At 47.1% G+C, this 16,224-nt stretch carries 12 protein-coding genes; 8 read left to right on the forward strand and 4 right to left on the reverse strand.

All coding sequences use genetic code 11. The annotated features are described in order from the left end of the window. The first annotated feature begins 55 nt into the window (after positions 1 to 55). Positions 56 to 2,113 (forward strand): OmpA family protein, encoded by a 2,058-nt coding sequence (locus HHL17_RS04165; protein WP_169223515.1) that lies wholly within the window; start codon positions 56 to 58, stop codon positions 2,111 to 2,113. Positions 2,114 to 2,245: 132 nt separating this feature from the next. Here HHL17_RS04165 and HHL17_RS04170 read toward each other — a convergent pair whose 3' ends face one another. Then, the gene (locus HHL17_RS04170; RefSeq protein ID WP_169223516.1) at positions 2,246 to 2,755 is read right to left on the reverse strand and encodes a hypothetical protein; all 510 of its coding nucleotides are present in this window, start codon (positions 2,753 to 2,755) and stop codon (positions 2,246 to 2,248) included. Positions 2,756 to 3,200: 445 nt separating this feature from the next. Between HHL17_RS04170 and HHL17_RS04175 the strand changes: the two genes are divergently transcribed. Together HHL17_RS04175 and HHL17_RS04180 are read left to right on the forward strand one after the other, a co-directional pair. After that, positions 3,201 to 4,616, forward strand: coding sequence for an MATE family efflux transporter (locus HHL17_RS04175; protein ID WP_169223517.1), 1,416 nt, complete (start codon positions 3,201 to 3,203; stop codon positions 4,614 to 4,616). An 81-nt stretch (positions 4,617 to 4,697) separates the two neighbouring features. Continuing rightward, positions 4,698 to 5,621, forward strand: coding sequence for a PfkB family carbohydrate kinase (locus tag HHL17_RS04180; protein WP_169223518.1), 924 nt, complete (start codon positions 4,698 to 4,700; stop codon positions 5,619 to 5,621). 90 nt (positions 5,622 to 5,711) lie between these two features. Here the strand turns inward: HHL17_RS04180 and HHL17_RS04185 are convergent, their stop codons facing one another. Then, positions 5,712 to 6,503: a S1/P1 nuclease gene (locus HHL17_RS04185; protein ID WP_240975082.1), complete on the reverse strand. Its 792-nt coding sequence runs from the start codon at positions 6,501 to 6,503 to the stop codon at positions 5,712 to 5,714. 103 nt (positions 6,504 to 6,606) lie between these two features. On the opposite strand from HHL17_RS04185, the gene uvrB reads away from it, so the two are divergent. From uvrB to HHL17_RS04205, 4 genes are all read left to right on the forward strand, one after another. Continuing rightward, complete coding sequence (gene uvrB / locus HHL17_RS04190) at positions 6,607 to 8,658, forward strand: excinuclease ABC subunit UvrB (protein WP_169223519.1); 2,052 nt, start codon at positions 6,607 to 6,609, stop codon at positions 8,656 to 8,658. Positions 8,659 to 9,066: 408 nt separating this feature from the next. Further along, on the forward strand, positions 9,067 to 10,455 hold the full coding sequence (locus tag HHL17_RS04195; RefSeq protein ID WP_169223520.1) for an ammonium transporter: 1,389 nt from the start codon (positions 9,067 to 9,069) through the stop codon (positions 10,453 to 10,455). A gap of 272 nt (positions 10,456 to 10,727) precedes the next feature. After that, positions 10,728 to 11,810 (forward strand): porin, encoded by a 1,083-nt coding sequence (locus HHL17_RS04200; RefSeq protein ID WP_169223521.1) that lies wholly within the window; start codon positions 10,728 to 10,730, stop codon positions 11,808 to 11,810. A gap of 228 nt (positions 11,811 to 12,038) precedes the next feature. Further along, positions 12,039 to 12,698 (forward strand): DUF2461 domain-containing protein, encoded by a 660-nt coding sequence (locus HHL17_RS04205; RefSeq protein ID WP_169223522.1) that lies wholly within the window; start codon positions 12,039 to 12,041, stop codon positions 12,696 to 12,698. Between the two features lie 107 nt (positions 12,699 to 12,805). Here HHL17_RS04205 and HHL17_RS04210 read toward each other — a convergent pair whose 3' ends face one another. Together HHL17_RS04210 and HHL17_RS04215 are read right to left on the reverse strand one after the other, a co-directional pair. Beyond that, positions 12,806 to 13,024: a hypothetical protein gene (locus HHL17_RS04210; RefSeq protein WP_127042883.1), complete on the reverse strand. Its 219-nt coding sequence runs from the start codon at positions 13,022 to 13,024 to the stop codon at positions 12,806 to 12,808. Between the two features lie 348 nt (positions 13,025 to 13,372). Then, positions 13,373 to 14,362 carry an aspartate-semialdehyde dehydrogenase gene (locus tag HHL17_RS04215; RefSeq protein ID WP_169223523.1) on the reverse strand — a complete coding sequence of 330 codons (990 nt, stop codon included), beginning with the start codon at positions 14,360 to 14,362 and terminating at the stop codon, positions 13,373 to 13,375. Positions 14,363 to 14,514: 152 nt separating this feature from the next. Here HHL17_RS04215 and HHL17_RS04220 point away from each other — a divergent pair, with 152 nt between their 5' ends. Beyond that, the gene (locus HHL17_RS04220) at positions 14,515 to 16,194 is read left to right on the forward strand and encodes a lamin tail domain-containing protein (RefSeq protein WP_169223524.1); all 1,680 of its coding nucleotides are present in this window, start codon (positions 14,515 to 14,517) and stop codon (positions 16,192 to 16,194) included. Positions 16,195 to 16,224 lie beyond the last annotated feature (30 nt).

Below are 16,224 nucleotides of genomic sequence, written 5' to 3' on the forward strand. Positions count from 1 at the left end.
TGGATATAACAGAAGTGGATACATTATTTCTCCAGACCATAGAATTAGAACCTTCATGAAAAAAATTACACTTCTTGTACTGGTAATTTTTGCAGGGCTGATTAATTCGATACAGGCGCAATACGTAGTTGATTTCAAACATACGGCAGACGTATATTACAACGCCAAGGACTATTATTCGGCAGCACAGTATTATAATAAAGCCTTGGGCACTTTCAAGGTAAAACCAGAACAGATATTGCCTTATGCCATCGCCAACGCAGCCCCTCCCAGCGGTAAGTTTAAAGACTATCAACAGGTGGTGTCCCGGCTGGCAGAATCCTATCGGCTTTATCATGACTTTGGAAACGCTGAAACCTGGTATTCCCAGGTGGTAGGTTTCAACAACCCCCAGTACTTACAAGCCAAATACTGGTACGGCATATGCCTGAGAGCCAATGGAAAATTTGATGAAGCACTTAAACAGTTCAACGAATTTAAAACCAACTATACCGGTGCAGACGAACTGTCTGCCCGTGTGCCAATGGAAATAGCCAACTGTGAATTTGCTTTGAGCGAAGCTAATAAACAACCCCGCTATACCATTGCAAAACTGTCAGGTAATGTAAACGAAGGTGGCGCCAATTATGCGCCCGTGGTGATGGGTCCCAATACGCTGTTGTTTACTTCTTCCCGCGCGGAAACCCCGCCGCTGCCAACTAAACAGGCCGTTGAAAAGAAGAAGGACAGAAGAGGCACGCCCTATGTAAACGACCTCTATACTGCCAGCGGTACCGGCAGTGATTTTAGCAGCAGCCAGAAACTGAACATACCAGCAGCCAAAGGATATGATCAGGGTGTTTCTTCTGTTTCCCCCGATGGAAACTCGATGTACATGACCCGCTGGTCAGTCAAAGATGGTGTGAAACAGGCTGCTATCTACCTAAGTACCAAACAAAACGGCACCTGGACAGAGCCGCAAAAAATGGGCGACAATATCAATATGAATGGTTATAACTCCATGCAGCCTTATATCACTGCTGATGGCAGATACCTGCTGTTTGCCTCTAACAGGCCCGGTGGTATGGGTAAATATGATATCTGGTACTGCGTGATGAACAGCAATGCCCCCGGTAATGCCCGTAATATGGGTACTACTATCAATACTAAAGATGAAGAACAGGCACCTTTTTATGATGCCGAGAAAAATGTGCTGGTGTTTAGCTCAGATGGCCGCGTGGGCCTCGGTGGACTGGATTTCTTCCAGAGCGAAGGTGATTTTGGTTCCTGGTCTACTCCCGTGAATATGGGAAAACCATTGAACTCGTCCAAAGATGATATCTATTACTCCGCAATGGATAATACACATCCCTTTGCAGAAGGATTTATCAGTTCTGACCGTGAATCCGTTTGCTGTCTGGAAGTGTTCAGTATCAAAAGGGTCCGGAAAATGGCCAGTGGCCTGATCGTGGACTGTGATACCCATCAGCCGTTGGCCGGAGCTACTATTACACTCCTCGATACGGTAAGGCAGAAAACACTGAACAAAATAACTCTTGACGCTACCGGCCGCTACTCCTTTGAAGTAGACCCGCAACGTTATTATAAAATCATTGCAGAGAAAGAAAACTACTTTACCAAGAGCCTCTACTTTAAATCAGATGAGCTCACCAGGGTGGATTCTCTCGACAATCCCACGCTCTGCCTCAAACATTATGAAGTGGAGAAACCGATTGTCCTGAACAATATCTACTATGATTTTGGGAAAGCGACCCTGCGCCCAGAATCCAAAGTTGTACTGGATACGGTGGTGGATATGCTGAATGATAACCCCAAACTGATGATCGAAATGTCTGCACATACAGACAGTGTCGGGTCTGATAAATTTAACCAGAAACTGTCTCAGTCACGCGCACAATCCTGTGTGGACTACCTGATCAGCAGAGGTGTTTCTTCCCAGCGGTTGATAGCAAAAGGATATGGCAAGTCCCGTCCTATTGCACCGAATTCACTGCCTAACCACAAAGACAATCCGGAAGGCCGTCAGAAAAACAGGCGTACAGAATTTAAAGTATTGCGCAAACAGATGCCTGTGCTGACCAATAATACCAACGAAAACCAGTCATCACAATAGACCAAAAGTAAGCGGGACCTGTCCCGGATTACTTTTCCATATCCTAATAAAAAACAGGAGAATAGCCGGCGTAATGCCGGCTATTTCTTTTTCATCACTCTATACCAGAACAGTTTTAAGTGGTATAAATACTTAGTTGGATTTACCAAAATTGCCGATTCCAATGGTATCCTTAGAGAAACGGCTATGTATTACCTTGAGGTGGCCTATATAAGCAACAGCATCGTTATACCGGAAAGGTATTTCTTTGGTAGCGCCTGCAGCCTGCCGTAAGGTGATCTTATTTACATTTTTGAACAGTTCCACAGCCAGTGCAGCACCATTGCCTTTTGCTTCGAGGGCCTGCAGTGTATCAGTTGTAGGTGTAGTGTAGTTACCGCCAAGGAAATACACCTGGTGTACCGTGTCCTTTTTGTTAGTCAACATTACTAATGTTACATTGATAGAACTGTCGGTGTTTTCATAAATCGAAACAGTGCCGGTTATCCGGGCAGCGTTAGTACCGGTACCCACTAAATTATAAGAGGTGCTGCGCGTTTTGGGTGTAGGATCAGGATTGTCGTCCTTGTTACAGGAGGTGAAGGCAATACCCAATACGGTAGCAGCTACGACTCCCACTTTGAGAGCGTGTTGATGAAGCATAAACATGGTGTTTGTTTTACGAGAGTTAAATTTGGTTAAGTTGACTTTTGGTTTCCTTACTATAATTATTGGTTTCCTTAAAAGGCTCAGCGCGCTGCCTACTGCGATATTAAACGGAAGGCAGTAATAAATGTTACATCCGCTGTGCAAAAATAATATAGAGATATCTTGTGTATGCTGTGAAAGTCTTTCCTGTATTAGGTTTTATGGTATAGTATTTTTTTTGAAAGTGTCAAGTGGAAGTTGCAACAATGTTTTCTTGTAGTCCCGGAATTTGCACTTTTCAAAAAAACGGCTACTTTTGTTTTACATCGTACTGATGTAAAAATGGTAGCATATGAAAAACTAATTTAAACACGGACCTTCCGTGTTTATCATTCCCCGCTCTTGAATCTTTAATGGTGGCTGCTTGCAGGCACTAAGTTTACATTTTAACATATTGGACATGCCTTTCTTTAAACGGGCAAAGGTACGCGTAGTTCATTTTTTTGAACTGTTTCGTATAGCTGTTGCCGGAACAGAAAAAGAGTTTACAACCGGTAGTATCAACCGGGCTATATTTTTATTGGCTATTCCCATGGTGCTGGAGATGGCCATGGAATCGCTGTTTGCGGTAGTGGACATTTTCTTTGTCAGCCATCTGGGGGTGAATGCCATTACTACTGTTGGGCTAACAGAATCTGTATTGACGTTGGTTTATACCTGCGCCATGGGGTTGAGTATGGCCGCTACTGCGGTGGTGGCGCGGCGTACCGGGGAAAAGAACCCTGAAGAAGCTGCTCATGCTGCTATGCAGGCACTGTATGTGGCCTTGGTACTGTCGGTGATCATCAGTATTGTCGGCTTTGTTTTTTCCCGTGATATTTTATTGCTGATGGGAGCTTCTGTAGAAGTGGCTGATTACGGTACTGGTTATACGAAAATACTGTTGACCGGTAACCTGGTGATAGTATTGTTATTCCTGATCAACGGTATTTTCCGGGGTGCTGGCGATGCTGCATTGGCCATGCGTTCGCTGTGGCTTGCCAACGGGTTGAATATTATACTATGCCCGCTGCTGATCAACGGTTGGGGGCCGGTACCTGCGATGGGGCTGCAGGGAGCCGCATTGGCGACTTTCATCGGCCGTGGCACAGGTGTTTGTTACCAGGTTTATCACCTGATAAGGGGAAAAGACCTGATCCGTATTACAAAGGAGCAGTTGGCACCCGCCTGGAATACGATTGTGTCTATCCTGAAGCTCGCTGCAGGCAGTACCGCACAAATGCTGATCGCCTCTGCCAGCTGGATTTTTCTGGTCCGGATTATTTCCTATTTCGGAAAAGACGCCGTGGCGGGTTATACGATCGCTATCAGGGTCGTAATTTTTACGATTTTGCCGGCATGGGGTATGGCCAACGCGGCGGCGGCACTGGTGGGGCAGAATTTGGGTGCCCAACAGCCGGACAGGGCGGAGAAATCGGTGTGGCGAGCGGCTTTCCTGAATATGGTCTTCCTCGGGGTGGTGGGCCTTGTTTTCCTGACAGGCGCCCCGGTGATCATAAAGCTATTCTCCCCGGAGGCTGATGTAGTCACCTATGGAGTACAATGTTTACGCCTGATGAGCCTTGGATACGTGTTTTATGCTTACGGGATGGTGATTACCCAGTCGTTTAACGGCGCTGGTGATACCCGCACCCCTACCCTGATCAATTTGGTGGCGCTATGGATGTTCCAGGTGCCGCTGGCTTATTCCTTGTCGATATGGCTCCATTGGGGGCCGCAAGGAGTTTTCTGGGCTATCGCGATTGCTGAGTCCATGATGGCTGTAGCGGGAGTGCTGTTATTCCGCCGCGGTACATGGAAACAGGTAAAGATTTAACCTTTTTTCCTTTCTCAGGAAGATGTTACCTTTGCCTGGTTTTGTATTAAATTTTAAACTAATAAACTTCAGGAAAATAACATGGCTCTTACAGTCGTAGGCACAATGGCGTTTGATGAAATTGAAACGCCCTTTGGTAAATCAGGAAAAATCATTGGCGGTTCCGCCACTTATATCGCATGGGCTGCCTCTAATTTTGTACAACCGGTTAACCAGGTTTCCGTGGTGGGTGAAGATTTCCCACAGACTGAGCTGGACGCGCTGACTGCCAGAGGTGTGGCATTAGACGGAGTACAGGTGAAGAAAGGCGAAAAATCTTTCTACTGGTCCGGTAAATACCACATGGACATGAACACCCGCGACTCGCTGGTGACTGACCTGAACGTATTGGCGGACTTCAATCCGGTTATCCCGGACAGCTACCAGGGCAGCGAATTCCTCATTCTCGGCAACCTCACGCCGCAGGTACAGATGAGCGTAATCGACCAGCTGACGGTTCGTCCTAAGCTGATCGTGATGGACACCATGAACTTCTGGATGGAAGTAGCCATGGAAGACCTGCTGAAAGTGCTGAAGAAAGTGGACCTGTTGATGGTGAACGACAGCGAAGCGCGTCAGCTGAGCGGTGAATACTCCCTGGTGAAAGCAGCTAAAAAAATCCTGACCATGGGCCCCCGTTACCTGATCATCAAAAAAGGTGAACACGGTGCGCTGCTTTTCCATGAAAACCATGTGTTCTTCGCTCCTGCCATGCCGTTAGATGATGTATACGACCCAACCGGCGCCGGTGATACCTTCGCTGGTGGTTTTATCGGTTACCTGGCTAAAACCCGCGATATCTCCTTCGAAAACATGAAGACCGCGATCATCGTAGGTTCTGCTATGGCTTCCTTCTGCGTGGAAAAATTTGGTACTTCCCGCCTGAAAGAAGTAACGCATGAAGAACTGAATGCCCGTCTGGAACAGTTTGTTCAGCTGGTAAACTTCGACATCGACCTGGTATAGACCTGGTAAATAATAAAAAGAGAGGCCAACCTTTTTAGGTTGGCCTCTCTTTTTTAACATCATAGCCCAGGGCTTCAGCCCTGGGAGCAATTATTTGAAGATGCCATTCAGGATGGTCGCAAGGCGCAGGCCACCTTTCAAAAGCTGGTTGTTCATGTCTTCTACAAACACATAGTTGTAGCGGTAGCTGAGTTTGGAGTCAGGTTTGGTATAACCGTACACTTTGTCCGCCAGCAGGTGGGATTCAAACATCCAGTCGGCGATAGTGCCGCTTTGCAGGGCTTTCACCCGTGCAGGAGTAGCAATGTCGATGGCTTTGGTGTATTCAGTATAGCTGAGCTGCTGAAAGTCGATCAGTTGTTCGTCCCATACGCGGTGCAGGTTGGATGGCTGATTGAACCACATTACATTGATTTTGTTGCCGCCCATGTCTTCATCACGGCCAACGTGCAGCGGCTGGTGCATGTCGCCCATCAGGTGTACGAGGAAAGTAAGGGAGAAAAGTTTCTTGTCTTTAGCCAGTTGTTTGTTTTTCAGGTCACGGATCATGGCCTGGGTTTCGGTGTACAGGTTTTCACCGGTAGCAGCCTTCAGGAGGCTGTCAAATTCTGTGCGGCTGACATTGGCCGGGAAATCGAGGTAGTGCCAGGTATTGGTATGGTCGTACTGGTGGGTGGTATCGGATTTGATGAAATCCGGCCAGTTGGCGATCATAGGCAGGCTTTGACGCCCCAGGATATTGGCCACGGCTTTTTTAGCTTGTGGGGTCAGGTGCTGCCAGGCAATCTCTGCTACAATGCGGTGCCCGTTAGGCCCCCAGGCAAAGCTGGCTAAAGGGAATAAAAAGGCCAGAATCAGGCCTGTCAGAATCTTTTTTCTCATGAGTAAGTCAGTGATTGAAAGGGCAAAAGTAAAGCTCTTTTTTTAACACTTTGACACGTATCATTTTAGTATTTTTACATACTGCTCAAATGAAATTTTCAATATGCCATTTAAGATACAAGCGCCTTATGCTCCCGCTGGTGACCAGCCGGAAGCCATCAGACAATTGACGGAAGGAGTACAGGAGGGTGAACAATATCAAACACTTTTGGGGGTGACCGGATCGGGTAAAACCTTTACTGTGGCCAACGTAATCCAGAATGTACAGCGCCCTACCCTGGTGCTGACCCACAACAAGACCCTCGTAGCCCAGCTCTATGGAGAACTTAAACAGTTTTTTCCTGAGAATGCGGTGGAGTACTTCGTATCCTACTATGATTATTACCAGCCTGAAGCATATATGCCGGTGAGCGATACCTATATCGAAAAGGACCTCGCCATCAATGAAGAATTGGACAAGCTACGACTGAGAGCCACATCCAACCTGCTTTCCGGGCGTCGCGATATTATTGTGGTGGCCAGCGTTTCCTGTATTTACGGTATGGGTAACCCTACCGAATATGAAAACGGGATTATCCGTATCCATCAGGGACAGACCTTTAGCCGGAACGCTTTCCTGCACGGACTGGTGAATTCTCTGTACAGCCGTACCACCGGCGATTTTAACAGGGGTAATTTCCGCGTACAGGGTGATACCGTGGATATCAACCTGCCTTATGTGGATTATGGCTATCGCATTACCTTCTTTGGTGATGAGATTGAAGAAATAGAAAGCTTCGATGTACAGAACGGGAAACGTATCGGTAAGATGGACAATGCGGCCATTTTCCCGGCCAACCTGTACCTCGCGCCCAAAGACATCATGCAGCAGGTGATCTACGAAATACAGGATGAACTGCATGCACAGGTGGAGTATTTCAAAGCCAATGGGAAACTGATAGAAGCGCAACGATTGTCAGAAAGAGTGAACTATGATGTGGAGATGATCCGTGAACTGGGTTACTGTAGCGGTATTGAGAACTATTCCCGTTTTCTGGACCGTCGTAAGCCTGGTACCCGTCCATTCTGCCTGATGGATTATTTCCCGAAGGACTTCCTGTTGGTGATCGATGAAAGCCACGTTACCATCCCGCAAATTGGTGGTATGTATGGTGGTGACCGTTCCCGTAAGCTGAACCTTGTGGAATTCGGTTTCCGCCTGCCTTCGGCGATGGACAACAGGCCGCTCAATTTCTATGAGTTTGAGAACATGGTGAACCAGGCCATTTTTGTGAGCGCCACTCCCGGTGATTATGAGCTGAAGAAGACAGAAGGCATTGTGGTGGAACAGGTGGTACGTCCGACCGGCCTGCTGGAGCCGCCCATTGAAATACGGCCCAGTGTGAACCAGGTGGACGATCTGTTGGATGAAATAGATAAAAGGGTGCTGAAAGGCGACCGTGTGCTGGTGACTACGTTGACCAAGCGTATGGCCGAAGAGATGGACAAATACCTGGGACGTATCAATATTAAGTCGCGTTACATTCACTCTGAGGTGGATACCCTGGAGCGTATCGAAATACTGCGTGACCTGCGTTTGGGCAATATCGATGTACTGGTGGGCGTGAACCTGCTGAGGGAAGGGCTTGACCTTCCGGAAGTATCGCTGGTAGCTATTTTGGATGCTGATAAAGAAGGCTTCCTGCGTGACGAGCGTTCGTTGACGCAGACGGCCGGTCGTGCAGCACGTAACGTGGATGGGCTGGTGATCTTCTATGCAGACCATATTACAGATAGTATGCAGCGTACCATTGACGAAACCAGTCGCCGCCGGGAGAAACAGGCGGCTTACAATGTGGAGCACAATATCACACCCAGGACGGTACGTAAGAGCAAAGAGCAGATATTGGGACAAACGTCTGTGCTGGAAATCAAGCATTTTGACGAGTCCTCTCCTTATGCTGTGCATGATGTGTCGCTGGTGGCGGAAGATGCCGTACAATTGGCCAAAGAAACGACTGCTTCGGCCAAAACGATCCCGCAGATGGAAAAGGCTATTCAGAAAGTGAAGAAGGATATGGAAAAGGCGGCAAAAGATCTCGATTTTATGGAAGCTGCCCGTTTACGCGATCAGATGTTTGCTATGGAGCGGGAATTACAGGATATGAAACAATAAATCGTCTCTCATTTCAGAAACATTATATAGAATTATTTATAATATATTTCTGGGAAATTTTACTCCCAGTGATATATTATAAATATGTATAAAATTGATAAACAGTTGACTGCAATAGGTTGCCCCGGATTACAGTGACATCTCTCCCTGATTTTATTGGAAAAATTGCAAGCCTTTCAAATCAATTTATAATTTCTTGAGTTTTAATTAATTGTAATTATGATATCGATTGCAAAATATCTTGTTTAGCATCGAAATAAAAGATTGATATTATTATTTAATATTATATAATTGACTTTATCCTAATTTTAATAGCGATAATTCAAATTATTCGATTTTTAAGCCCTTCTATTTGATGTTTTAAATTTCAACTCTACTTTTATTTAAGAAATTTAAAAATCAAATGCTATGAAGAAAAGTTCATTCCAAGACTACCTCCCCTTTATTTTCCTGGCGGTAATAGCAATAATTGGAATTTTTATTCCAGCTCTCCCCAATTTTTCAGATGTTAGTAAGTATAATACGGCTGACATCGCCTGGATCCTGGTAGCATCTTCTCTGGTATTTTTGATGACGCCCGGCCTCTCCTTCTTTTATGGAGGCATGGTGAACCGGAAAAATGTGATATCTACCATGATGCAGAGCTTCATTGCCACCGGGTTGATCAGTGTGGTATGGGTAGTGGTTGGTTTCAGTCTGGCATTTGGAAAATCTTATCATGGCATTATCGGCTCTCCCGCTACTTATTTTATGTTTAACCATGTTGGTTCCGGCGCTCCCTGGAGCCTGGCCCCCACCATTCCGCTGTTGTTGTTTGCGCTCTTCCAGATGAAGTTCGCCATTATCACACCAGCACTGGTGGTAGGTGCTGTAGCGGAAAGGATTCGTTTTACTTCTTACGTACTGTTCATGGTGCTGTTCAGCATCCTGGTATATGCTCCTATTGCACACTGGACCTGGCATCCGGACGGTATCCTTTTTAAACTGGGCGTACTGGACTTTGCCGGTGGCACAGTAGTGCATATCTCTGCTGGTTGCGCAGCCCTCGCAGGTGCGCTGGTACTGAAACGCAGAAAGGACCATATTGAAAAGAAGGAACTGCAGCCGGCAAATATTCCCTTTGTACTGTTAGGCACCGGCCTGCTGTGGTTTGGCTGGTTTGGTTTCAACGCTGGTTCTGCACTGGGTGCTAATGCACTGGCAGCTACGGCTTTTGCTACTACCAATACTGCTACGGCTGCTGCTGGCCTCTCCTGGGTTTTCTTTGACGTGATCCGTGGTAGAAAACCGTCGGCCCTTGGCTTCTGCATCGGTGCAGTGGTAGGTTTGGTGGCCATTACACCAGCTGCCGGTTATGTTGCTATCCCGCAAAGTATATTCATTGGTTTCATCGCTGCCATCATTTCCAACATGGCGGTTCACTGGAAATCAAAAACCAGCATCGACGACACACTGGACGTATTCCCCTGTCATGGCCTCGGTGGTATGGTAGGCATGCTGTTGACCGGCATCTTCGCTACCAAAGCGATCAACGAAGGTGGCAACAACGGCTGGTTCTATGGCAACTTCGAGCTGTTCAGGAATCAGGTGCTTGGACTGTTGCTCGTAGTGGCTTACAGCTTCACCGTGTCTTATGCGATCTTCAAACTGATCAACTTCATCCATCCGCTGAGGGTATCTGAAGATGAAGAAGCGCTCGGCCTGGACGTGACCCAGCACAATGAACACTATCATCCTGCCATGCTGAGTGTTACCGACAACGGCTCACTCAAAGAAGAAGAAATGGTGCACTCCTGAAAAGTACCGCCAGTAATGACCCTCAGTGATAGCAAGTTCTTTGAGTTCGATTCTGACCTTTATCAATTTTATTAAGACGTATAGATAATATCGTTTGAAAGATCTGGAATGGATAATTAATGAGATAGCATGCTGTAAAATAGTGAAACGCTTTCTTAATTATCCATTCCTAACTATGTAGCATTAGCACGCGCACACACGCATCCCCAAAACAATACGCAGGAGAAGGCCGCATCATTGCTTACCATTTTTATCAACCAAACTATAAGTACATGAAACGAATGCTAACGACCTTATTTGTTATGGGTAACACCCTTGTTGCCTGGTCTCAATCCTCCGACACGCTGCCGGCACCGGCATTCAAAATTTCAGGTTCTGCGGACGTCTATTATAAATATAACCTGAACGGTAATTATACTGACAATAAAACCAGTTTCACCAATTCCCATAACTCTTTTGAACTGGGAATGGTTTCGCTCAAAGTGGAGCATGGATTTAAAAAAGGTAGCATAGTGGCCGATCTCGGCTTTGGAAAAAGGGCTGGTGAATTCTCCTATAATGAACCGCCGTCACCGTCAAACGGCCTGTCGATGGCCATCAAACAATTATATGTGTCCTATCAGCTGACAGAGAAAGTAAAGCTGAGCCTGGGCAGTTACGCTACCCACGTAGGATATGAACTGGTAGATGCTTACCTGAACCGGAACTATAGCATGAGTTATATGTTCAGCTACGGACCGTTTTTTCATACCGGTGTAAAAGCAGATATCACCCTCAGTTCTTCACTGAGCGCGATGGTAGGCGTGTTTAATCCTACCGATCTCAAATCAGTCACCTTAAACAGTCATAAATATATAGGCGCACAGCTGGGCTTTGCCCCGGCCGAAACGCCCATCAAACTTTATCTCAACTATCTCGAAGGGAAAGATACGCTGGGCGTACAGAACCATCAGGTAGATGTGGTAGCCACCTACCAGGTAAATAATGTGCTGGGATTGGGTTACAATGGCACCTATAGTACTTACCTGAATACCCGTGCGCCTAAAGAAGACCGCAACAATGCCAACTGGTGGGGCTCTGCCCTGTATGTGAATTGCGATTTCACCCACAAAGTGGGGCTTACGCTCCGCGGGGAATATTTCAGCGATAAAGACGGCGTGAAAGTGTTTGGCGCGGTACCGGGCGGAGGCAGCGTGGTAGCAGGTACCTTGTCCCTTAATTATAAGGCAGGAAACCTGACCATTATACCGGAATTCCGGGTAGATAAAGCGTCAGCGGATATTTTTAATAAATCAGGTGGAGCGCCCACTGGTGTTACGGCAAATGTACTGTTTGCTGCTGTTTATCACTTTTAAAAACCAAAATCTGACTACTGTAGGAAAGAGAGACTGGGGAACCCTTGCTGTGAAGGAGGTTGGCTTAAAAAGCCTGCCTCTTTTGCGCTTTTACATAGTAGCCCGGGATTTCAAGCACCCTCTGGTTTTCGCCTGGTCCGACATTTGAAACACATCGTAGCCCCCAGGCTTCAGCCCGGGGAAATTTTGTCAGCCGCATGTATTATCTTGCTATAAAAAATAAAAACAATGTTACAGCCTTCCACGTTGAAGTTTCTGAAATCACTGAAACAGCACAATAACAAGGTCTGGTTCGACGAACACCGGGATCAGTATCTGACCGCCAAGACGGATTTTGAAAGCATGGTCCAGCAACTGATAGATGGTATGGCCAAACAAGATACCACGCTTGCCGGGCTACAGTTAAAGGACTGTGTATTTCGTATATACAAAGACGTTAGATTTTCGAAAGATAAGACACCTTACAAAATAAATATGGCCGCATCCTTTCAGGCTGGCGGAAAGAAGTCTACCCTTGCCGGGTATTATTTTCACCTGGAACCGGGCGGCAATAGCTTCGCCGGCGGCGGCCTCTGGATGCCACCTGCCCCTGAACTGAAAAAAGTGCGGCAGGAAATTGACTACAACTTTGAAGAGTTTGAACGCATCATCGCCAATAAAGGTTTTATCAAACATTTCGGAAAGGTAGAAGGCGATGCCCTCAAAACGGTGCCCCAGGGATATCAGAACGATAATCCCGCTATAGCCTACCTGAAATTAAAAAGCCTCATTGTATCACACCCCGTAACGGATGACGCTTGTGTACAGCCATCACTCGTCCGGGAAATCTTAAAAACATTTGCGCTCATGCAACCGCTGATTGCATTCATTAACCGTGCAATGGACTGACCCATTTAGTCATTTTTTCATTTTGTTATTTAACTATTGCATTGGGTAGATGGCCCTGGTACAGGCTTTAAATAGCCAAATAACAAAATGGAAAAATGACTAAATGATTAGTTTTTGTGAATCAGAAACTCAAACGGACGCGCTTTTCGGTTCTTCAGTAAATTCTCCTTGTCTGTACGCGCGTGGGCAAACCGCTGATTGTAAACATTTGCCACCTCGATGATAGGAATTATTCCATCCAGTGTGTCCTGCTGGTCCACGATGTTCATGATTCTGGACACCTGTGAGGAAAAATTGGTGCTCCACTCTTCAGTAAACTTGTGCATTAACAAAAGCTCACGATTGGTGTTGGTTTTCATAGGACTAAAGGGTGTTTTCTGATTAGAAAATAACGAAAATATCCGGCATCTCTCTAAAATTGGACTACTCTTTTTGCAAAAAGCTTAGTTGGCATAGGATTATGTTATCAAAATTGGATTTTATAAGCCACAAATCAATACTACTTCCGTGTAATTTTTACACTTTGTGTGTTATACTATTGTGAAATATCCAAAAAAAAGCAAGCGATAAGACGCTTGCTTTTAATGAGTTATGATTTCATTTTTCGTATAGTCATACGCGGGACTACGTTTAGGGTGTATTACGGCACACAATTACATAGCACGACAGTATGATTATAACCAATTCTTTTGTTGCAAATATTCTGCAATCTGCACCGCATTTGTTGCAGCACCCTTGCGCAGGTTGTCAGCTACAATCCACATGTTCACAGTGTTCGGCTGTGTTTCATCACGACGGATACGGCCTACAAACACTTCATCTTTATCGTGTGCATCCTTCGGCATCGGGTATTGCGCCTTAGACGGATCATCTACTACTATTACACCAGGGGTCTGGGAAAGCAGCGCACGGACCTCATTCACATCATAATCATTTTCGAATTCGATGTTCACCGCCTCGCTATGACCACCCATTACCGGAATACGTACAGTCGTAGCCGTTACTTTGATGCTGTCGTCGCGCATAATTTTCTTGGTCTCGTTTACCATCTTCATCTCCTCTTTCGTATAGCCGTTATCGAGAAATACGTCGATCTGAGGAATAACGTTCAGGTCAATCGGATAAGCATATGCCATTTCCCCGCTGATGCCTTGTCTTTCATTCATCAGCTGGGTAACAGCCTTTACGCCGGTACCGGTCACAGACTGGTAAGTAGATACCACCACTCTTTTAATCTTGTATTTTTCGTGCAGGGGCTTCAACACCAGCACCATCTGTATGGTAGAACAGTTAGGATTCGCAATGATTTTGTCTTCCTGTGTGAGCGCATCACCATTTACTTCCGGAACGACCAGTTTTTTAGCCGGGTCCATTCTCCAGGCGCTGGAGTTGTCAATGACGGTAATGCCTGCTGCTGCGAATTTAGGCGCCCACTCGAGAGAGGTGCTGCCACCAGCAGAGAAAATAGCCACATTAGGTTTCATGGAAATAGCCGTCTCAGCGCTCACCACCTTCCAGGTCTTACCCTTAAATGTTACTTCCTTACCTACGGACTTCTCAGAAGCCACGGGAATCAATTCAGTGACAGGGAAATTCCGCTCTGTCAACACCTGTAACATTTTTGAGCCTACCAGACCGGTCGCTCCTACTACGGCAACTTTCATTTTGTTTTACATTTTAATTTTTGGAGTCCCAAAATTAATATATACGCACCGCTTTTCATAACAATCGGAAGTATTTATTCGGTGTTAAGACGGCATTAACATACAACTGTCAGATTACCTGTATGTTTGAGGCTTAAACCCCCATTTGAACCATGAGTATGCCCATTGTTTGTATCGCCCTGCTGTGGCAGGTTGCGCTGAGCAGCGACACTGCCAATACCCCTGTTTATGACGTCGTGATTCACGAGATGATGATAAAACCCGCTCCCGCAGTAGGTTTACCGCCCTTTGAATACATTGAGCTGCGCAACAGAAGCAGCCACGCTGTTCAGTTGCAGCGCTGGACACTGGCGGTAAACAAGCGGGAAGTCACACTACCATCCTGCTTGTTGCAACCGGATAGCCTGTTGGTGCTCTGTTCGCTGGCAGCAGGGTTTGCCGTGCCCAATGTGCTGCCGGTGGACCGGTTTCCGGCGCTGCCTGATGATACCGGGCTGGTGGTGCTGTATAACAACCGCCGGGAAGTGATGCATGCGGTGGCTTATACTCCTTCCTGGTATGGATTGCCCACGGCCTCCCGGGCGGGCCGCAGCCTTGAGATGCTGGACCCGTCGCAGCCCTGCAGCGGCAAAGTAAACTGGGCGGCTGCTTCCTCCCCGGCGGGAGGTACGCCAGGGGCCTATAATTCCGCGGCCCGGCGTATAACAGACGATACCCGGCCAGACCTTTATTTTATAGAGATGCCCGACAGCCTGCATCTGCTGCTTCACTTCAGCAAAACGCTTGATAGTGTGAAATCAGCCTCTCCGGCCGGTTATCAGGTGAGCTCTTCCCCGGTGGCTGCTGTGACAGTACTGCCCCCGTTGTTTAACATTGTAGCCCTTCAGCTGGCATCGGCTGTTGATTCGGGGATAGTGGTCCTGCATGGTATTCCCGATTGCGCGGGAAACGAGAGCGGTATCAAAAACGGCCTGCCGTTTTTCCGGCCACAGCCGCCGGTTCCCGGGGATCTGGTCATCAATGAACTGTTGTTTGATCCACCCACTGGTGTACCGGAGTTTATAGAATTATATAACCGCAGTTCACGCGCCATTAGTCTGCGGAATATTTCTCTTTGCGCCAGAAAGGCAGACGGACAACAGGGGCCCATAAAGAGAATAGTTACCAACAGCCGCTTGCTGATGCCCGGGCAATGGCTGGCAGTCACCACGGAGGCAGACCGCCTGTGCGGTTACTACCGTTGCGCCAGCCCGGAAAACATACAGGAAATCGCTGGTCTGCCGTCTATGCCTGCGGAGGGCGGGAGCCTGTTGTTGCTGGCCGACAGCACAGTGCTGGATGAAGTCCGCTACCTGTCGGATTTTCATTTTCCGTTGATGGGCCAGCCGAAAGGCGTGGCCCTGGAACGCAGGGACAGCGGCCATGTCGTCAATTGGATATCGGCGGCTGCTTCCGCAGGCTATGCCACGCCTGGATATGCTAATTCACATCCATGGCCCGAAATGGCGGACAATGCCCGCGTTACGCTGGAACCGGCAGTGTTTTGTCCGGATGATGCTGTATCAGGCAGTCGCGCGATATTGCAATGGACGCTTCCCAATGCGGAGTGGGTAGGCAATGTAACGGTCTTCACTGCCAATGGCCTCCCTGTCCGCTATCTGGCGCGGAATATGACGATGGGAAATAAAGGGAATCTCTACTGGGATGGATTTGGAGAAAATAAAGTACTTTTGCCGCCAGGTATTTATATATTTTTAATTGAAATATTTGACCTCAAAGGCCGGGTCAAACGCTGGAAACAGCCCCTGGTCATGGCACGAAAGTTGAATTGATGCCAGCCCTTTGCTAACGGCATTTTCAAG

The organism is Chitinophaga fulva, assembly GCF_012927205.1.
In the GTDB taxonomy this organism is placed as follows: Bacteria; Bacteroidota; Bacteroidia; order Chitinophagales; family Chitinophagaceae; genus Chitinophaga; species Chitinophaga fulva.